Source organism: Spirosoma knui (assembly GCF_054780635.1).
In genome coordinates this window covers 1,154,133-1,173,742 of record NZ_BAAGVY010000001.1, presented here as the reverse complement: position 1 = coordinate 1,173,742, position 19,610 = coordinate 1,154,133, and the positions used below count along the sequence as shown (strand labels likewise).

The following is a 19,610-nucleotide window of genomic DNA, read 5'->3' as shown; positions in this document are numbered from 1 at the left end:
CGTACCCGATGATGCCTCGTACCCATTCCGTTTATACTCGTCCTACTGCCCTGGGTCAACGCTCACGCGCTACGGGGTGGCAGACGGCGGGAGCGTGGATTCTGGTGGCCATTCCTGTCATCGCGTTCGGGCTAATCTGGCAGCAATATGCGGTCAACGTGCCTAAATGGGACGATCATGCGCTGCGGGCTTTCCTGTACTATTCAGATCAGGAGACTACCCTGCTCGGTAAGGTTCATCAACTCTTCCGCCAGCATAATGAGCACCGGATCGTGTATGACCGGGTTATTACCGCGCTTGATTATTGGCTGTTTGGCAAACTGAATTGTACCCACCTGATGCTGATCGGCAACCTTAGTCTGGTTGGGTTGCTGTTTCTGTTCATCGCCATATTGCGACGGGCCGACCGGTCGATGTATTACGCTGTTCCCGTTGCCTTGTGTTTACTCAACCTGTCGCAGTGGGAAAATATGTTCTGGGGCATGGCGGCTCTGCAAAACTTTTCGGTCGTGTTATGGGTGTTGGGCGCGTTTTACCTCCTGAGTTACACCAACCGGCTGGGTTTAGCCATTGCGTCAGCCGTACTAGCTACGCTCACTAGTGGCAATGGGTTACTGGTGTGGCCACTTGGTTTTGTGCTGTTGCTGCTGCAACCCGCCCCCGTTAAACGAATGCCGTTTCGCCAACTCCGCCAGCCGGTAATGATCTGGACGCTGAGCGCTATTTTCATCATCGGGCTCTACTTTTTTCGGTTTGAAAAACCCGGCGGCATAGCCTACGTTCGGCCCGGTGTGTTCGCTTTGCTAAAAGGCTGGTTTGCGGTGGTGGGGGCATCGGCTGAAGCCTTTCCTATTGGGCGAGCGCTTCAAAATAGCGTGCTGCTCGGTGGGCTACTGGTCGTTGTTACGTTGGTCAGTATGGGTTGGGAGGTGCTGTCGAATTGGCTCCTGCTGAGCCGCCAGTTTCGTCAGCGGTTCACGCGCCACGCATTCAGTTCACCAAATGCTCCTGCTCTGGCGCCGGTTGTCCTGTTCTTCTGGTGTAGTGCCACCTTCATATTGGGAACGGCAGCTATAGTAGCATTGGCCCGAACCGGCTTCGGGGCCGATCTCTTGATCACGAGCCGGTACAAAATCTATTCGTTAACATTACTGGCATTGTTGTATACGTATGCGATTGTACAGTTTCAGCCTCGGTACCGAGGCTGGACGGGCGTTGGCGGCTACGTCGGCGGACTGCTTCTAGCCTGGTTGTCGTACTATTCGTTTCTGAACGAAACGAGCTGGTGGCGCGACTGGCTGCTTACCAGTCAATACAATTGGACGTATACGACCAATCGTCCGGTGGCCCAACTTGATCCCGTTACCGAACGTTATACTCAACCCGAACCCGCTTTTTACGATACTACAGCATCCGTACTGTTCAGAGCTAGTCAGCAGCAGCCAGTGCCCGTTACGATAACGGCGACCACAGCCAGTTTTAACGTAACAGATGCCGTTACTCCAGCTCAGCCACTACGTACCGGAGGCAACTACATAATGGCCAGATCGGCCAAACGAACGTATCTGTTTCCGGTCTGGCAACATCAAACTTCACCCGTTCAGGCCCGCCTGATGCCGTCACGCTCGTTCACGACCGGATTCGACGCGACGATTCCCAAAGCGGATCTGGAAGCAGGTACCTATCAATTGTTTGTACTAACCCTCAACGGCACTACGCAGGTAAACTTACACCCAACGAATCAAACGATTGTATCGGAAGGGCAACCTGTAGACACAACTAAAAAGAACTGGTAATGCACATCGAGTCGGGTGGCTTTCAAAATTACCCGGCTCGATGTGTTCAGACCAACGAACTGCTTTATTCACGAGATTCAATATGCAACCGAACGCGCCCGTAACAACATCTGTCCGACCAACGCTGAACCACCTCAAACAGTTAGATGGGATCCGGTTCATTGCCGTTGGGCTGGTCCTGTTCGACCATTGGATGGCGGGGCGCGTGGAATTACCCCTCGGCGCACTAGGCGTTACTATTTTCTTTGTGTTGAGCGGCTTTCTGATTACCCGGATCCTGCTTTCGAGCAAAGACAAGCTGAGCAACCAGCCAAACGGCGGCTTAGGTACGTACCTGAAAACGTTTTACATACGTCGTACCATCCGCATTTTTCCCATTTATTACCTGACGCTGTTTGTCCTGTACGCCATCAACGAACCGCCCGTCCGGCGAACGTTTGCCTGGCTGGCCTTGTACGCCACCAACCTGTATATGGCTTACTACACCTCGTGGATGGGAACCGTCGATCACCTCTGGTCACTGGCGGTCGAGGAACAGGTGTATTTATTTTTCCCACTGGTTCTGTTCTTTGTACCCCGGCGCTGGGTTCCGCTCACGGCTGCATTGCTTATTATCAGTGCTATTACGTTGCGATACGTCCTTTACCGCGCCCGGATGCCCTGGTTTATTGGCTACGTAACCATGCCCGCCTGTCTCGACTCGTTTGGCTTAGGGGCAATTATGGCCTTTTGGTGGCTGTACCAACGGAACCGGTTCGAGCAGGTGTTCAGGCCAGCGATCTGGCTTTGGCTCAGCATTTTTGCCTTGGCGTTTGTCGCCTGGATGAACAAGCAACTACCGGCTATCCCAGACGTTACCGGTTTACCGGGTCATCATAACATCATGTCCGACGTTTGGGAGCGGCTGGCCGCGTCGCTGATTGGCTTCTTCCTGATTGGACGGGCGGTGCTGGGCTACACCGGCCCGATGAAATGGCTGCTCGAAAATCCGGTCAGCCAGTACATGGGCCGCATTAGCTACGGGCTGTATCTATTCCACAACTTCGTGTTCAACGTCTATCATACCCAGCCCACGCATTTCACGGTACGTGCCTGGCGACGGATCACGGACGTTCTGCCGTTTCTGCACAGTTCTTACGTATTCCAATTCGCCTTTTATCTAGCCCTGACGGTCGCCATTGCCACTGTCTCCTGGTTCCTGATCGAAAAACCGATTAACAGTCTTAAAGATCGCTACTCGTATTGATCTGATACTTGCTACGTATGGTTTGAACCGTTGTCATATTTAGGAGTGACGTATTGGAAAACAGAACAGCTATTCGCCCCATTCCCTAATTAGTCATTCTTTATCGGCATCATTCGATAGTGCTTATTTGCAATTAAATAAAGCGGCTGGGGCATCCGTATGCGTTCCCGGTTAATAAAGTCCTATTCCGATACAGCGGCTACCCATAACAATTACGTATATTTGTCGTGTTTATTAGGCAAGAACAATCTACGTCGGATGTAAGGAATTGTTCAGCTTTTTGCTTACTATTGGTCATCAACCGACGTATCGCCAACCACCTAAAGTACACTGCATGAGCCTCCTGCTGTCAATCGTAATGCCGGCTTACAACGAAGAAGAAGTTATTGAAGTTGTTGTCAAGCAGTGGACCGATTTACTAACCCGTCAGTTTCCTACCGAAAATACGCGTTTGATTGTCGTCAATGACGGCTCACGCGACAATACCGGTGCTATTCTCGATCAGATCAAATCGCGTTATCCCAAACTAATCGTGGTACACCAGCCGAATGGTGGACACGGAAACGCCGTTGTCAATGGCTATCGTCAGGCCGTTGCGTTAGATTCCGAATACGTTTTTCAGACCGACAGCGACGACCAGTTCGTTACTGAGGATTTCGAGAAGCTCTGGGCCAAACGACGCGAATCGCCGTTTATCCTCGGCTACCGCGAAGAACGGTATGATGCCCCGGCCCGGCTGGTGATCACGCGCATTCTGCGACTCAGTATTGCATTCATCTATGGTACGTACATCATGGATAGCAACATTCCATTCCGGCTCATTCGGGGTACGTTCCTGCGCAAGCTGCTGGCTCAGCTTCCAACGCCAACTCCCTTTGCGCCGAATATTTTTCTGGCCGTTATGGCCAAAAAAGCAGGCTGCAACCTGTTCGACATTCCAATCACGCACAAAGAACGGCTGACCGGTACGGTGTCGATTCTTAAATGGAAGCTGCTGAAGGTGTGCATTCAAAGCTTTAAGGAACTGGCGCAGTTCCGCTTTGATCTCAGCGATAAGGTAAAAGCGTTAAAAGCGCCCGAGCCGGTAGCGGCTTAACATAAACCTGCTGTCCCCAACAGTGGTATGACTCTTCGTTAAAAAGCCCCAATGGGGTTAGGGCTCACAATCATGAATTATAAATACGTTATCATCGGCTCTGGGCCGACGGGCCTTGGAGCGGCTTACCGCCTGAAAGAATTAGGCATTACAGATTTCATCGTTCTCGAAAAAGAAGATCGCATCGGCGGCTTGTCCAAAAGCTTCGTTGATGATAAAGGGTTTACCTGGGATGTAGGCGGACACGTACAATTTTCGCACTATAAGTACTTTGACGACCTGATGCTCAAGGCACTGGGTGAAGATGGCTGGCTCAGTCACCAGCGCGAATCCTGGGTTTGGATCGAAGATCGGTTTGTGCCCTATCCGTTCCAGAACAACATCAAATACCTCAAGCCCGAAACGATGTGGAAATGCCTGGAGGGTATTATCCACAACTATAAATTTCCGACGAATCAGAAGCCTGCTAACTTCCGCGAGTGGATTCTGGCTACGTTCGGTCCGGGACTGGCGGAAACGTTTATGTTCCCGTACAACTTTAAAGTATGGGCGTTTCCACCGGAAGAAATGAACGCGGTCTGGGTTGGCGAACGGGTTGCCATAACAGACCTTCAGCGGGTCACCAAAAATATTATTTTCAATCAGGACGATTTCTCGTGGGGCCCGAACAGTACGTTCAAGTTTCCAAAGCACAACGGTACTGGTGGCATCTGGGAAGCCGTGGGTAACCTGGTCGGCCGCGAATACGTAAAGCTCAACGCGACGGTAGAAAAAGTTATCGGACCCGAGAAAAAGATCGTCCTGGCCAGTGGCGAAGAGATCAATTACGAATACCTGATGAGCACCGTGCCGCTTGATATTTTCACCCGCAAGGTGGAAGGGCTGGACTCGCAGACTATTGAAACAGCGCAGGGGCTGAAACACTCGTCGACCAACGTAGTGGGTGTTGGGCTGAAAGGGCAACCCAAAGAGAGCCTGAAAACCATGTGCTGGATGTATTTCCCGGAATCGAACAGCCCTTACTATCGCGTAACCGTCTTCTCAAACTACAGCCCCAACAACGTTCCGGACATTAACCAGAACTGGTCATTGATGACCGAAACCAGCGAATCGTCGGCCAAACCGGTGAACCGCGAAACGCTGATCGAGGATACCATCCGCGCCCTGAAAGAAGACAAATTGATTCAGGACGACGACGAAATCGTTTCGACCTGGCACATGGCGTTTGACTACGGCTATCCGACGCCTTCCGTCGAACGCGACGCGATCCTGAAGGCCGTTCTGCCAAAACTAGAGCCGTTCGGCATCTATTCACGGGGCCGCTTTGGCGCCTGGAAATACGAGGTCAGCAACCAGGATCACTCGCTTATGCAGGGGGTTGAATGGGCGAACCGCGTTGCCGCCAACGTACCCGAACTGACCCTGCCATTCCCCGAAACGGCGAATGCGATGTGGGGAAAATAAGAGTTAGTTTGTAATTTGGGCCGGATCGCCGGTGCGATTCGTAGTTTGTATGGACATAAACCACGAACGTTACCGATGAACAGCACCGTCGATCCGGCTAAAACTACAGACCCTTTTGCCTTGGCTAAGAAACGCATTGGAATAGGTATTGGCTTAGTAGCGCTACTGATTGGCGGCTGGCTGGGCTACCGGCATCTTTTTGCGACAGCCCCTTCGGTTGGGTCATTAGTGCCGCCCGGCGCGCTGCTCGTGCTGGCCAGCGACCGCTTGCAGGATACGGTTTCGGCGCAAGCCCTACGAACCGAGATTTCGTTGCGGCAGATGCCCATCTTCGATGAAGCCCGGCAACGGCTCGATCGCTTTCTGTACGCAACTGCCGACTCGGCTAGCGTACTCCGCTTTGTGAAGCGACGGAATATACGCTACTCGCTCCACCCCGTTTCGAAGTCGCGGCTCGATTTCATCTTCTATATTCCGATTTCGGACCAGGATCAGCCCTTCATTGACCAGCTCACCAATCCGGACCCTCGTCAGTATCGGGTGCTCAATCATACCTTTTCCGGCGAAAAAATTCTCGATCTGGTTGCCCGGGGCAACGAGCCCATCGGATCATTTATTCTGACGGACGATTTTCTGATTGGCAGCGCTTCGGGCATTCTGACCGAGAACGTAGCAAAGCGCATGCACCAGTCGCTAAAGCTTGCGCAGGACGAACCCGATTTTCGCGTAGACGCCGATCACCTGGCCGGTTTGTCGGTTCGTCCGCAGGTTCTTCAGTCGTTGTTTAGCAATGTAGGCTCGCTGGTACGTCTATTCTTACCGGAGGAACTGAATTTGCAGTTCCGCCCCTCGGCTTCTCGCTCCCACCTGATTGGTTACGCCGTTGACAAAATCGGTGCCCGCCGGGACGTAGCCGCTTTGTTCGCGGGGCAGGCACCACAGCGTATCCAACATGCCGAATTGATTCCGCAAACGACGGCTACGCTTTACCACATTGCCGTTAGTGATGCACCTCGCTTTGGCCGGTCGTTGAGTCGGCTGCTCAGCTCTGCATCCAGCGATTTTCTGCGTGGCCGCTTCGATCAGATTCAACCCGCTACGGGTGACTTGTATAAGGCACTAGGAAACGACATTATGTTGTGCCGGATGGAATCCCCCACGAACGCGCTTCGGCAGGTGCTCATTCTGACGGCCAAAGATGGCAAAGCCTTGACGAGTGCTTATCAGAAAGTGGCGTATCGGATTGGGGCGGCAACGCCTGCTCCGCTAAAAGAATTTCTCGGCCATAAGATTTTGTTGTTGAATGTGCCCGAGTTACCGGCCTCGTTATTGAGCAGTCTGTTCGCTGGTTTTTCGCAAAGCTGGATCACCCAGCATGGTTCATCGTTGATCGTGGCAAACAGCGAAGATGCCATGCAGGACTATCTTCAACAGTTGCAACGCGGAGCCGTCTGGACTTCAAACGAACGGCAGGCGGAACTGGTAAAGTCAACCCTGCGTCCGGCCAACTTCACCGCTTTTGCCCGCCTGAATCGCACCCAGACCACTGTACCGAAAACCTGGCCTGTCGCCTGGCAGAACTTACTGGGTCAGGCCGGCCCACAGGCTGCCCTGGCTAATCTGGAGAACATGGCGTATCAGGCCAGCTACGGCAATGAGAACATTCAGTCGACGGTAATTCTGGGACGTACCACCCGCCGGGCCAGCAAAGCCGTGCTTAACAAGCTGCTGCTGCAAAAAAAGATAGAGTTTAACAACGCCCTGATTTCAGCGCCCGTAGTGGCGGGTAGCCTGAGTGATGCCACTCCGCAGTTCTACGCGCAAACCAATGCCGGGCAGTTCGTACTCGTGACTCCCGAAGGCGAAAAAATTGTGCAGGATACGATTGCCGGGCCAATCCGCAGCAACGCCCTGGCGGTTGACTTTCTGAACAACGGGCGGCTCCAGTACTTATTCATGACCGATCGGAGGTTGTACATAGCAGACCCTGGTCTTACCCCAGACGGGCGAAACGTGGTGCGTCTGCAAAGTATCCAGCTCCCCCAGGGTCTTGACGTTACGTATCTGGCTCGGCCGCGAGGCAGTCAGCAACGGAATCTGGTGGCGCTGGCCGCGCACGAAGAAGGTCATATTTACGCCCTTGACCGCCAACGGCGAACCTTTGTCCGGCTGCTTAGCCCACCCCACAAAGGGCCATTGCAGTTGCCGTTTCAGGTCATCAACAAACCAACGGGTATGGAGGTGCTGGCCATTCAGGCCGATGGCCGACTGAATTATTGGCGCGAAAATGGCACTCAGCTTCCTCATTTTCCGGCCCAAATTGAACGAAACAGTATCGAAGAACCCGAGATTCGTTTTGTTGGCCCGGCTCTGCTGCCGGTGGGCCTTCAAACCATTCACACCATCAGTGAAGAAGGCCAATTATTGACCTTAAATCTGAACGGTCTGATTGCCAAACGTACGCAGTTGTACCGGCCGGTACGTAGCGGATCGTTCCGCCTGTTTCCGGATGAAGAACAAACCAACTGGCTGTTACTACGTACCACCGACACCGAAGTTGCCGTTCTGGATCAGCAGGGGCAGCGCCGATTTGATGTACGCGCCCTGCAATCGGGTCGTAACAACGTTCGTTATCACCGACTCGGCGCGGGAGTAGAACTGATCAGCGTAAAATCTGGTGGGTTCACTACGTTATATGACCTCAATGGACGTATCGTTGGCGATCGGCCCATTCCGAGTGACTTTCCCCTTGCCCTACAGTTCGACGAGCGCACGAACGAATTATACATTCTGAGTGGTGCTAAACAGGCTGTGCAAGTATTTAGTATCCGATTGCGGTAAGTTGACTAACCGCAGTCCATTAGTTTTCTATTACGTATGCGTATTCTTCGCTATAGCGTCCTCCTATTCGCACTCGTTTTGTGGGGAGGTGGTCTGTCATCGACCGTCGCTCACTGGCTTTACGAGATTAAAGTCATCGTCGATGACTATCGGTACGGTGATTTGTACCGAATTTCTGCACTGCCCCAGTTCAAGTTGCCCCAGCCTGTCTGCCCAACGTCGAACCGGGCCAGTGATACCGCATCTACTCATCTATATATTATTGGCGACAGTTTCTCGGAAGAGCAGCGAATCAGCAAGAACGACTTTCGGGTGAGTCATTTCCAGCGGGTAAAATGGGACTTCACGCAACGCGCCCAACTCGACACCACCAAACGGAACGTATTGATTTTGGAAACGGTCGAACGCCATTTTCGCGGCATTTTTGCGCGTCCGGTTCGTGAACTGACCGTCGTGGCCGACACGGCCGGGCACCCACTTCCCCGCCAGCCTTGGTACCGTCGGCTATACAACGACCTGCACCGAACCGATATGGAAGAGCGGCTGCAATCGGCCCTGTTCAGTCAGGATTGGGCGTTTTGGTTTAAGGAATTGAAGGCTCAGCTCACGTTGAACTGGTTCAACCGGTGGAGTACAGGTGTCAGCCTATCGCGTGATCAGCAGCACATTTTTATTAACTCGGACACGGATACGTCCAGCGCTCTGTCGTCTTATTCGCGGCTCCCGAACGACGAGGTCGGCATCCTGATTGACAGTGTCAATTCAGTAGCGGCCCGTTACCGCCAGCTCGGTTTCGATGAAGTTTATCTGTCGATCATCCCCAACAAAGCGAGCATTGTCGAACCCAATCGGGAGCCCTATAACCATTTGATCGAGCGCGTTCAGCAGCATCCGGATCTGCAAATTCCAACGATTGATACGTATGGAGCCTTTAAGCAAGCTTCGCCGTCGCCGTATCTGAAGAGCGACACCCACTGGACTTGCGAAGGCCGGTCCATCTGGCTCAATCTAGTTCGACAGAAACTAGGTGTATAACTTCTAATTAACTTCGCTCACTCAGTCGGTACTAAACAGAAAGGAGCAAACTAGCCAGTTTGCTCCTTTCTGTTTAGTACTACGTATGGTAGTTGATAAAGAAGAAACTACCGGTCATAATCGGTTGTCTGTGGGTTGAAATTTGTCCAGCCCTTCGTCCAGTCTTCGGTGCCGAACGCTCCCCGGTAGGGTGCCGCTACAAAAAATGAGTTGTTCAACTTGGTGTCGACTACGGCTCCTATTAGCAGGGGAGATCCGGCCTGTAGCACAAAACTGGGCGCCGTGGTACTAGTGAAACTGGGAACTAGCAATGTCGCCAGCGCGGAAGTTGGAACGATCTGGTTTGCCCGGCCAGCCGCCGAAAAATACGCGTTTGCTTCTTCGTTCGTTATGGCTCCTGCGCCTACCACCGGGGTTAAGACGTTGGCTAGTACCACCCCTTTCAAATCGATCAGACCGTTTGTCAGGCCATCGGCCGTACTGGCGGCTTCCAGCCTGATCCCTTCGGGATACCCATAATACAGCGAATTATAGATCGAAGCAGACGCATTTCGACGCAGTGACAGCCCCGCCCGGTACGCGCCGGTGCCGTTCACGCTGTTCGTGGTAACGGGCGTATCGCTAAAGGCAAAGCTACTGAGGTTGGCGAACACCGGGAAGGCCCGCGTCAGTCCGTTCACCAATGTAACCGGCGTTACGTCAACGGTAGCGGTTGGGTCAAAACTTTCTAACTCGAGTCCGTTTGACCCCGACTGATCGGCTACTTCCGGATTCCGAACGGCAAGCCCAAACTGCATGTTGCCTACGTACCCCCAATCGGCACTCCAATCATCGTCGAAGCTGTAATAGGATACTGCGTTTTTCACATTTGCCGTACCGCCAAACCAGGCAAATGCGTCGCTGCCGCTGTGGGATACCTGAACGTGATTAATCGTGGTACCACTACCGACGCCATACATCGACAATCCACTCAACCGGGCAGCTGATCCGCTGGGCTGTGCGGCCCCGGCGTATTCGATACGTACGTATTGCAACGTACCAGAGTTGTCTAACGGCTCACCGTAGCGTTCGATGGTACCGCGCACACCACCGGGGTTCGGCGTGGCTGCATTTTGGTTGATCGGCGACTTACCAATCAGAACTACTCCGCCCCAATCGCCGTAATTCCGCTGACCAGCGGGTTTTGCCGAGGTAAACACAATGGGTTGAGCAGCAGTGCCCATCGCCATAATTTTTCCGCGCCGTTCAACAATCAACGTACCAGCATAGCCTTTTCCGGTCGGGTCCAGTTCCGGCCCTGCTCCTTTAATTACGGTTCCCGGTTCAATCGTCAGTGTGTAATCGGCCGGGATGTATACCATACCCCTGAGCAGATAAATATTACCCTTTGTCCAGTTCAGATTGGCAAACGTAGTGCCTTGTACCTCGACAACGGGTTTGTCGGATTTAGGCGTTACCGTAAACACACCCGTACTCTGCACGGTCTGCTCACCAACCACGACACCTACCGGGCCATTGGCGGCTCCGTCAGGGACAACGACGACTAAGCGTGTAGATGAAGCCGAAACAACGGTAGCCGTTACGCCCCCAATCGTGACGGCGTTACTACCGGGGGTTGCACTGAAGTTTGTCCCGTTGACGGCAATGGTACTGCCCACCGGAGCAGTAGCCGGGTCAATACTGGTAATGGTCACTGCCTGCGGCTGCGGATCATCCTGGACCGTATCCTTCTTACAGGCGACAAATCCGGCCGACAGACCAAGCGGCAACAGTAATACGTACAACCAATGTTTGAAGCGTTTCATAGTTGATAAGCGAGTTATACATGGAGATTGAAAGAGTTCATTACACGCTGGCCCCAAAAGGGGCATTGCAGAGTTGGTGGCCTTGTATGGTAATGGGCAACCGGTTAATCACCTTTACTCGGGACAGAACAGCTTTACTTCACGCCGAAAAACGGGCGAACGAATCGAAATGGGCGAATCAGAAAATGGTAAATCGCCCAGCAGCCGCCGAACGTCAGGGTAACCATGACCATAAATTTCACCTGCCACGGCCAGGCAAGCGGAGCCAGGTAGTAGCCGACAACCAGCAAAATGGTCTGGTGAAGGATGTAGAATGGATAAACCGCCTGATTGGCATAGCGCAGGAACCGGTTAGTGAAATTCAAATACTGGTAGGCGTATCCGAAGAAAGTCAATAGCCAGCACCAGTAGTTCGTAACCCGAATAGCCGCGTAAACAACCACTTCGGCACCTGTCAGTTCATGCCAGTTCGCCCAATAGAAGACCAGCAACACCGCCAGCGACACAGCCGCACCCCCCAGCAACAACCGCCGGTATCGGCTCAGTGTGCCCCAATACAGGGGCTGGCTGCACAGAATATAACCAAACACGAAGAAGCTAAAATACCGAAAGTGGGTCTTCCAGTCGTTTACAAACCCCCGCTCGTTTTCCGGCAGGTTCAACATCTCTCCCAGCAGAAACCAGCCGACCGGTATGCCGATCAGCCAGAACGGATTATTGAAAAAATGCGCCCACTGAGCGGTTAACCGTCTGCCCGACGGCTTTCGGAGCTGGAGCCAGATTGGTAAGCCGATCAGCGAATAGGCAAAAATGTAGCCCAGGTACCACAGGTGATGCCAGCCAAAATTTCCTTCCGGATAGAGGTCAAACGTCAGCATCTGTTGGTAGAACTGAGCGTACGAATACGTATTGCCCTCCGTCAGCCGCTCGACGTAGATCTGCGGGGGCACCAGGACCAAGACGCCAAACACCAGCGGAAGCAGAAGCCGACTGGTTCGGTCACCCACGAAGGTTTCGGCCGAGCGTTTGCCCAGCGACCAGTACACGCCCGCTCCGGAGATCATGAACAGCAGCGGCATACGCCACTGTATCAGGAACATCAGCGGGTAATTGATCGAGTAACTGACTACGTTGTTCTTGATGAACCAGTCCCAATGGCTAAAGAAAAGGCCCGCGTGAAACAGAATCAGTAACCCGAACGCGATCACCCGAAGCCAATCCAGATCATGGCGCCGGTTCGATTTCTGGGTTTGTGGTGTTTCGATAACGGCTTCCATACCTGTAGCGTAATAATGAAGGTGGAGTTACCTTACCCGTCTTTCGGCCTCGGTACTTGTCAGGAACAGACGAACTTATTCCCAGCACGGGACTGCCGTGCTTACTTATTCAGCAGCTTATACAGCCGCACCGTGTAAATGCTCTCCGGCCGTTTCCGGAAGTTGTTGAACAGACTATCGAGCGAAGCCTCGCTGTATATCAGAAAGTTGTAGAACCGATTTTTTCGCCGGGCAATGATCTGTTCCAACGTAGCGCGTACGGACCAGCGCAGAAATACGAATACCCCGTATTTGCTCCCATGTATGTTTTGAAAAACCCGGCGCTGGTTGCGTACAGCGTAGTATTGTTTCCACGCTCCCGGCCACGGAATACCATTTCGATCGAAGGAAGGCGGATGATAAAACACCGACCGGGGTACTGTCACGACGGGATAATGCATTTTCTGAGCCCGCGTCATATATTCAACCTCATCGCCCCAGATAAACAGCTTCTTGTCAGGTATGCCAATGTGTTTGACCACTTCCGAGCTGATGAGCGTACCGTTGAAGAAGGAAGCTACGCCATACACCAGATCGACCGAAGTCATGTCGGCCACCTTCCGGTACTGACGGTTCGGCCGATCGACGTAAAACGCCAGTTCGTCGCTGTCCTTGTTGCTGACGGATACCGAGTTTTTGATGCAGGGGCCTATATTCGGCGAGTTCATTAATTCCTCAAGAGCAGTGGGCGTAGCCAGACAGTCGTCGTCCATGCACCATAACCAGTCATAACCAGCTTGCGCGGCCGTGTCGATACCCGTTGCGAAGCCTCCCGCCCCACCCAGATTCGCCTGCGTTACCACCGTTAAATTGGGCTGTTGAGCCAGCCACGCGTCCGTTCCGTCGGTGCTGCCATTGTTGACAACGACAATGCCATCCAGCTTGTGCGTCTGTCGCTGTAGACTGTCGAGGCACAGTTTTAAATCGGCAAGCCGGTTATACGTAACGACTACAGCGGCTACGGTTTCTTTCGTGTTCATTCGTTAACGTTGATATCAGGTTGTTTGAGTAGTTGTATTTCGCCGGTGCCTTCGCAGGCATTACCCCCTTCGGGTCGGTTCAGATGCGGTTGGGCACCTCCCCCAAAGGCAGTCGATGGTGGTTGGCCGTACCGCGCTGGCTTCTGAATTAGGTTGCCCAGCGATACCGGTTATCATCAATCAGGCTGCGTTCTGCGCCTGGTAAAGTTCAAGGTACTGATCAGCTACGACCTGGATCGGGAACCGTTCAGCAACGAATTGAATCGACTTTTCAGAGAGCTGTTCGTAAAGCTCCGGACTGGCCAGCAGCCGGTGGGTAGCCTCCACGATGTCATCCACCTTTGTTACGTCCACTAGCAAACCAGCATCCTGCACCACCCAGGGCACGGCACCACTGTATTTGCCCGCCACCACGGGCACGCCGTAACTCATGGCCTCAACCAGAACCATACCGAACGACTCTTCCAGCGACGTGTGGAGCAATACGGTACTCTGGGCAATTTTTTGCAGTACGTCCGCGTGCGGCATGGTGCCGTAAAAAATAACGTTTTCGATCTGGTGCTTCTCGCAAAACGCGACCGCTTCTCCGTCGGGGACAAAAGCGGTTCCGATGCCCCACAGAACGGCCTCGGGATGTACTTGCTGAATCCGCTTGAACGCCAGCAGCGCATTGATGCAGTTCTTGCGGTCGTCCCAGCCATTAACGACGGTCGTAATGATGGGCCGGGCCGATAACGACCGCACACTCGACTGCTCGGGTATCTCCACTGGATTGGGTACGACCAACGCCCGCTGGGAAGCCCAGTCGCCGATTGACTCCGCCATGTAGGGCGAAACGGCCGTAAACCGACGCCCTTTCCTGAATACGTAATGCGCCATAATCGTCAGGAACAGCCGGTTCAGGGTCCGCACATATTTCAGGATCGTCAGTGCGTTATCGTGCACTGTGATCAGGGCGTTCGGACTATAGGCCAGAGCGGCTACGGCAAACTCGTAGGTCCAGTGGGCGTGTACTACATCGGGCTTATAATGTTGCAGAAGGGCCAGAATCCGCTTCCGCTCGAACTGGTAAAAATCAGCGGTGCGACCGGGCCGTTTGCCATTAAACCGAAAGGTGTGTTTGCGACAGGGCACTACAACGTACGTCAATAGCTCCTCCTGGTGCACAAATGGCGGCTCGTCATCGGCTAACTCGTCATCCATAGTGATGGCCAGCACCCGATGCCCACGGGCAACGTATTCCTTGATCAGGTTACTGATCAGGGGTGCTCCGCCCCGGCCTTTAGGGCAGCGTCCGTCCAGTTGCTGGGTCAGGCCCGGCAGCAGATCGTCGGTGGCAATTGAAGCTAATACACCAATATACATTGTGTCTAGGTTAGGTGTTGACGGACTCGGTAACGGTGACTTCGTTGTGCAGTTCAGGTACTACCGCCGGGTATAGCTCATCGACGAATGTTTTGATTTTTGTGTCCCACACCAGAGTTTTAGCGAAGGTGTAGCCCGCTTTCCCCATGGTTTGCCGTTCCTCGGGATGCGCGTACATCCACTCGATCGCTTTAGCCAGATCGGCGACAACCCGCTCTTCTTCCGCTACGGGCACTTTGATGCCGGTTTGTTCGGATACCAGTTCCGCCTGTCCGTGCAAGTCCAGCGTCACGACCGGCAGCGAATACGCCATGGCTTCGAGTAACTGGTGCGGGCAGGAATCGCGGAGGCTGGTAAAGAAAAAGACGTCGGACTGTTCGTAGAAAGCTTTGATTTCCTGGAAGGTGACGTGACCTACCCAATTCACGCGATCAGCAACCTGGTAGCGTTCGATGTAGTGCGGCACGTGTTCGGCCATTTCGCCTTGTCCGCCGACAACCGTCAACGTTACCGGAATGCGACGATCAACCTTACCCAGCGCCTGAATGGTTAGTTCCAATGCCTTACGCGGCAGCAAACGCCCTACCCATAAGAGTTTTAGCGTCTCGCCAGCGGGGTGATCAATGGGGTGTGGCGGCAGAAAAGAGGCTCCCAGCCCAGCATCCCAAATCCGGTCAATGGGCAGCGTAGGGCGAAGACGACGCGCCAGCTTATACGTATCGTTATTCGTTACGACCACTCGATCGGCCGTGCTGACGGCCTTATAGAATCCCGGATTTGTGTATTGTAACAGAATACTCACCCAGTCGCGCATCCACTCCCGCGTCCAGTGCGTTCCGAAATAGCGTTTCAGCACTTTTGGTGCCTTCTGCCCGCCCCCAACGGGTCCGAAGATGAAGGGTTTGCCCAGCTTGTACATGAAACTGCCGAGCTGAATACTGCCGTACGTAACATGGTGAACCAGATCGAAGCGATGGGTCTGGTCGAGCTGACGGGCTGCCTGATACGCTTTCCACTGCCAGTAGAGGTAGTGAAAATACATACCGATCAGCCCTTTGAGGCAGAAGCGGTCGACCCAGTTGGGCACGGTTACGTAATGAACAGTCAGGTTCGGGAAGTATCCGGTTTCCAGCATCGACTCAATGGCTTCTTTGCCGTCGATGAGGGTCAGGCAATGCACGTCAAGCCCGTTCTGGCTCAGCGTAGTCGCGAACGTCCATCCGGTACGTTGCTCAGAACCGTGGTTGGGTATGCAGGCGTAAGCCGACAGCAAGACTTTTTTCATAGCCTAAAGGGGTTTCATCAGCCGGGCCTTACGCAGCATAAAGCCAGCGCAAATGCGAGCGACATCAAAGAAGAAATAAACGATTTTCGTTTTCGAGTGCGCAATGGCGAAGTTGTAGCGAACCCGCAGGTTCGTCGGCGATTTTACCGACGTAAAGCCCCTAATAAACTCTTTTAGCGTGATTTTCCGCTCTACCTGAATTCCGGTGGCGGTGATGTATTCGTACACCAGACTCCGCGCATTGACGATCAGACGATACCCAGCTTTATAGGCTCGCACCGAAAACTCAATGTCAGCCATGTAGTGGATATAATTCTTGGAATCGAACAGACCCACCTCCTCAAATACACGTAATGGAATCAGCGTTCCGCGGCCGGGCAGCGAATCAGACTCGACGTAATCCGCTTGCCGAAGAAGTTCCGGATAGCTGAAGTTGTAGGCTGCGGCTAAGTGCTTCCCGCTGGCGGTATAGAGTTCGTGCGAGGTACCGGCATACTCCAGCTTGGTGGGTTCGTCGCTGTTCACGCTCACCGATCCAACCAGACAAGGCTGGTGCTGCTGATAGGCATCCAGCATAGTTTGCAGATAATCGGGCTCAACCCGCGTGTCGTCATTTAAGGTCAGCACGAAGTTCTCCTGCTGATAGTCCTGCCGTTCGAGCGCGTACCGAACACCCCAGTTGGTGGCTTCTGTCCACCACAAATTCCCGTCGCCTTTCAGGACAATAACCTCGGGAAACTCGGCCCGAATCATGGCGTCAGTACCGTCGGTAGAGCCGTCGTCGACTATAATAATCTGAAAATTACGGTACGTCTGCGCTGACAGACACGCCAGACACTGACGGGTAAACGCTAACCGATTGTGAACCGGAATAACAATAGTAATCATACCTCAGCTTGGTGTTTATACAGCCCATCGGGCTCTAGTGAATAGATAAGTTCGTCGGCGTCCTCAGTCTCGACCGGCTCCACCTGATTGGCCTGTGGATTAAGCCCGTAATACATACCCAGCCCAACGAAGCCCCAGAAAAACGGAGGCAGTTGGTAGGAAATGGCGAACACAAGGCCGCTGGTGATGAAGCCGAACAGCACCACTTGTTCAGTTGTTAAGGTCTGGTTTCGGCGATAGATCGTGATGAGCGTACCCAGAATGATCAGGAGATTGATGCCCAGACCAACGGCTCCGTAGTTATAGAGCATGTCGATGTATTGCGAATGGATGATGGTGCCTTTCTCCGGAAAATCTTCGTTCTCCATGATTTCGCCCCGATCGTAGCCCGCGTAGCGCCAGCCCAGTACGGGCCGGTCGGGAATCAGGCTGAGGTAAAACTGGGATTGCTCATAGCGCCAACTGCCCGTTTCGTCTTCTTTCGGCGACACAATACCGCCAATATTTTCCAGAAAAGCCTCCATTTTCCGTTGGGGCAACAGACTAAACGTCGGCGCAATGATTAGAGCGAGTACCGTCAACGTAAGGAGGGTGCGGCCAATCGGCAGGCTCGTCGACGAAAGCTTACCGACCATCGACAGACCGACCACAATACCAGCCGCTCCAACAGCCGCCGTAATGACCGACCGGTGCAGCAGAAGCACGATGAACCCAAAGGTGGCCAACCCAATCAACAGGTCGACGATCTTGTGCGCTTTGAGGTAATTAACTAGGTAATACAGAAACGGAATAACCAGGTACAGGGCTTCGAACGCGCTGGTTGTGCGACTCTCCGACGTCAGGTTGTAGCTGAAAATATTGCCTAGAACAATCTGATTGATGAAGTAGAACGCGAAAATGAGGTATACGATGTACTTCAGTTTGAACGGCTCGGCGCGGGCGGCTACGAAAAACGCGCTCATGGCCAGTCCGCAATACACGAAGCGCTTGATCACGAAATACGAATAGACGTATTGATTGTATTCGTATTTCGACTCCAGCACCAGCAGAATGACGCCCAGCAGCAGCAGCCAGCTCACCACTTTGTATAAGCCGGGGAACCGGAAGTAACACAGCACCAGCGCGGGCATGCCGACCAGGGCCGCCAGATTGACGACTTTGTCGAGCAGAGCGTGGGTCTGGTTTCCCCCAAAGGCGATCGGGCTGATGCCAAACAGCAGAACAAACAGGAGTATGCGGTAGATCCAGGCTATCATAACGGGTTGAGTACCTCGCCGGTTGGCTGGCTCTGGTAGGCTGCCGCCGGTTCGGTAGTACATTGTAAGGCGTGTTGATAAAAAGACATCAGCTGATCAAGTGCTTTGCGGTGATTAAATAGCCGATCGGCATGGACGGATTGTGCCCTCACCAGGCTCGTGCGTTTTTCCGGATCGAAATAGCCAATAACCTCACTGGTAATATCACTTACATCCGTTCCCTGCAGCGGACCATACCGCTCGGGCAGCATTTCGGGGATTCCGCCCACCGGCAGGGCCAGCACGGGCGTTTTAACCGCCATAGCCTCGACGATTGAATACGGGCAGTTGTCGTTCAGCGCCGTATGGACGTACAGATCCGACTGCGCAACTAACTGCCAGGGAGCCGCCTGACGACCATAGAATTTGACTTGTTCTGTTAACTCATACTCCTCAACCAGCCGCTCGTATTCGGCCCGTTTAGGTCCGTCCCCAATCAGCCAGATGGCAAAGTTGACAATGCCCCGTTTGCGCAGTTCGTGACCAATCTGAATCAACAGCTTTTGATTTTTCCGCTCATCAATGTACCCTACGTTGGTGATCAGCAGTCGATCAGAAGCCTGGCGACTTTTCAGGCCGCTTAGCATTTTCTGGTTGATCGTATTGTACAGAACCAGCTTATGGATAGAGTCCGGCAGCAGGTGCTTCGACTTTACGTAGGAATAATTCGATGGAAACACGTAATGCTTGATGTGCGCAAACAGATACGTATACCAGGCCGTCAGTTGCCGCGTAAACCACGGTTTCAGGTTAAAATGGGTGACTAACTCGGTAACCGGATCGCCATTGTAATGGCAGGTCAGCACCACGGGTACGTTCCGACCCAGAGCCAGGTAAGCAGCCACCCCAGACCGAACGTCCTGCGCGTGAATCAAATCAAACCCAATGGATTGGCGCTTCCGTATAGCCAGATATAAGCCCGTGAAGTAAGCGAACTCGTCGTAAGCGACCGAAGCGGCTCCGCCTAGTGGACGCATGATCCGTTTCAGCACACCCAGTACTTTCCGCCAGAGTGCAGGCGTATCGGAGGAGTCGACGACATGCACATCCTGCCCCTCGCTCACCAGGTCATTCGCCAGCGCTTTGTAGGCAGTGACGACCCCGGAGGGCGATGTAGGTACCAGAAAGGTTGCAATCAGAATTTTCATGGTCTTAGTCTCGTATTAGTTGTCAGGTGTTACGTCCGTGATGCGGTTTC

Annotated in this window: 14 protein-coding genes; 6 read left to right on the top strand and 8 right to left on the bottom strand. The window is 53.3% G+C overall.

All coding sequences use genetic code 11. The features are described from left to right. Positions 1-8: 8 nt before the first annotated feature. The 6 genes from ACYVIY_RS04635 to ACYVIY_RS04610 all read left to right on the top strand — a co-directional run bounded on the left by ACYVIY_RS04635 (position 9) and on the right by ACYVIY_RS04610 (position 9,478). Entirely contained in the window at positions 9-1,796 is a 1,788-nt protein-coding gene (locus ACYVIY_RS04635) for a hypothetical protein (RefSeq protein ID WP_460975113.1), read from the top strand. Positions 1,797-1,878: 82 nt separating this feature from the next. Continuing rightward, entirely contained in the window at positions 1,879-3,042 is a 1,164-nt protein-coding gene (locus tag ACYVIY_RS04630; protein WP_460975112.1) for an acyltransferase family protein, read from the top strand. A 334-nt stretch (positions 3,043-3,376) separates the two neighbouring features. Beyond that, positions 3,377-4,138, top strand: a complete 762-nt coding sequence (locus ACYVIY_RS04625; protein WP_460975111.1) for a glycosyltransferase family 2 protein — start codon at positions 3,377-3,379, stop codon at positions 4,136-4,138. Positions 4,139-4,210: 72 nt separating this feature from the next. Further along, the gene (locus tag ACYVIY_RS04620) at positions 4,211-5,602 is read left to right on the top strand and encodes a protoporphyrinogen/coproporphyrinogen oxidase (RefSeq protein ID WP_460975110.1); all 1,392 of its coding nucleotides are present in this window, start codon (positions 4,211-4,213) and stop codon (positions 5,600-5,602) included. A 75-nt stretch (positions 5,603-5,677) separates the two neighbouring features. Continuing rightward, positions 5,678-8,443 (top strand): hypothetical protein, encoded by a 2,766-nt coding sequence (locus tag ACYVIY_RS04615; RefSeq protein WP_460975109.1) that lies wholly within the window; start codon positions 5,678-5,680, stop codon positions 8,441-8,443. A gap of 36 nt (positions 8,444-8,479) precedes the next feature. Then, entirely contained in the window at positions 8,480-9,478 is a 999-nt protein-coding gene (locus ACYVIY_RS04610; RefSeq protein ID WP_460975108.1) for a hypothetical protein, read from the top strand. Positions 9,479-9,585: 107 nt separating this feature from the next. On the opposite strand, the gene ACYVIY_RS04605 is transcribed toward ACYVIY_RS04610, so the two are convergent. The 8 genes from ACYVIY_RS04605 to ACYVIY_RS04570 all read right to left on the bottom strand — a co-directional run bounded on the left by ACYVIY_RS04605 (position 9,586) and on the right by ACYVIY_RS04570 (position 19,560). Then, entirely contained in the window at positions 9,586-11,283 is a 1,698-nt protein-coding gene (locus tag ACYVIY_RS04605; protein WP_460975107.1) for an IPT/TIG domain-containing protein, read from the bottom strand. Between the two features lie 134 nt (positions 11,284-11,417). After that, positions 11,418-12,560: an acyltransferase family protein gene (locus tag ACYVIY_RS04600; protein WP_460975106.1), complete on the bottom strand. Its 1,143-nt coding sequence runs from the start codon at positions 12,558-12,560 to the stop codon at positions 11,418-11,420. A 101-nt stretch (positions 12,561-12,661) separates the two neighbouring features. Then, positions 12,662-13,579 carry a glycosyltransferase family 2 protein gene (locus ACYVIY_RS04595; protein ID WP_460975105.1) on the bottom strand — a complete coding sequence of 306 codons (918 nt, stop codon included), beginning with the start codon at positions 13,577-13,579 and terminating at the stop codon, positions 12,662-12,664. Between the two features lie 180 nt (positions 13,580-13,759). Then, positions 13,760-14,944 (bottom strand): glycosyltransferase family 4 protein, encoded by a 1,185-nt coding sequence (locus ACYVIY_RS04590; protein ID WP_460975104.1) that lies wholly within the window; start codon positions 14,942-14,944, stop codon positions 13,760-13,762. A gap of 10 nt (positions 14,945-14,954) precedes the next feature. After that, the gene (locus ACYVIY_RS04585) at positions 14,955-16,229 is read right to left on the bottom strand and encodes a glycosyltransferase family 4 protein (protein WP_460975103.1); all 1,275 of its coding nucleotides are present in this window, start codon (positions 16,227-16,229) and stop codon (positions 14,955-14,957) included. A gap of 3 nt (positions 16,230-16,232) precedes the next feature. Beyond that, on the bottom strand, positions 16,233-17,117 hold the full coding sequence (locus tag ACYVIY_RS04580; RefSeq protein WP_460975102.1) for a glycosyltransferase family 2 protein: 885 nt from the start codon (positions 17,115-17,117) through the stop codon (positions 16,233-16,235). Then, positions 17,114-18,436 carry an O-antigen ligase family protein gene (locus ACYVIY_RS04575; protein WP_460975101.1) on the bottom strand — a complete coding sequence of 441 codons (1,323 nt, stop codon included), beginning with the start codon at positions 18,434-18,436 and terminating at the stop codon, positions 17,114-17,116. The genes ACYVIY_RS04580 and ACYVIY_RS04575 overlap by 4 nt, the downstream gene beginning before the upstream one ends. Beyond that, entirely contained in the window at positions 18,370-19,560 is a 1,191-nt protein-coding gene (locus ACYVIY_RS04570) for a glycosyltransferase family 4 protein (RefSeq protein ID WP_460975100.1), read from the bottom strand. The genes ACYVIY_RS04575 and ACYVIY_RS04570 overlap by 67 nt, the downstream gene beginning before the upstream one ends. Between the last annotated feature and the right edge of the window lie 50 nt (positions 19,561-19,610).

What these genes read in the sequence shown, in the direction of transcription:
- ACYVIY_RS04635 (WP_460975113.1), top strand. Translation starts at nt 9, where the DNA reads ATGATGCCTCGTACCCATTCCGTTTATACTCGTCCTACTGCCCTGGGT.
- ACYVIY_RS04630 (WP_460975112.1), top strand. Translation starts at nt 1,879, where the DNA reads ATGCAACCGAACGCGCCCGTAACAACATCTGTCCGACCAACGCTGAAC.
- ACYVIY_RS04625 (WP_460975111.1), top strand. Translation starts at nt 3,377, where the DNA reads ATGAGCCTCCTGCTGTCAATCGTAATGCCGGCTTACAACGAAGAAGAA.
- ACYVIY_RS04620 (WP_460975110.1), top strand. Translation starts at nt 4,211, where the DNA reads ATGAATTATAAATACGTTATCATCGGCTCTGGGCCGACGGGCCTTGGA.
- ACYVIY_RS04615 (WP_460975109.1), top strand. Translation starts at nt 5,678, where the DNA reads ATGAACAGCACCGTCGATCCGGCTAAAACTACAGACCCTTTTGCCTTG.
- ACYVIY_RS04610 (WP_460975108.1), top strand. Translation starts at nt 8,480, where the DNA reads ATGCGTATTCTTCGCTATAGCGTCCTCCTATTCGCACTCGTTTTGTGG.
- ACYVIY_RS04605 (WP_460975107.1), bottom strand. Translation starts at nt 11,283, where the DNA reads ATGAAACGCTTCAAACATTGGTTGTACGTATTACTGTTGCCGCTTGGT.
- ACYVIY_RS04600 (WP_460975106.1), bottom strand. Translation starts at nt 12,560, where the DNA reads ATGGAAGCCGTTATCGAAACACCACAAACCCAGAAATCGAACCGGCGC.
- ACYVIY_RS04595 (WP_460975105.1), bottom strand. Translation starts at nt 13,579, where the DNA reads ATGAACACGAAAGAAACCGTAGCCGCTGTAGTCGTTACGTATAACCGG.
- ACYVIY_RS04590 (WP_460975104.1), bottom strand. Translation starts at nt 14,944, where the DNA reads ATGTATATTGGTGTATTAGCTTCAATTGCCACCGACGATCTGCTGCCG.
- ACYVIY_RS04585 (WP_460975103.1), bottom strand. Translation starts at nt 16,229, where the DNA reads ATGAAAAAAGTCTTGCTGTCGGCTTACGCCTGCATACCCAACCACGGT.
- ACYVIY_RS04580 (WP_460975102.1), bottom strand. Translation starts at nt 17,117, where the DNA reads ATGATTACTATTGTTATTCCGGTTCACAATCGGTTAGCGTTTACCCGT.
- ACYVIY_RS04575 (WP_460975101.1), bottom strand. Translation starts at nt 18,436, where the DNA reads ATGTACTACCGAACCGGCGGCAGCCTACCAGAGCCAGCCAACCGGCGA.
- ACYVIY_RS04570 (WP_460975100.1), bottom strand. Translation starts at nt 19,560, where the DNA reads ATGAAAATTCTGATTGCAACCTTTCTGGTACCTACATCGCCCTCCGGG.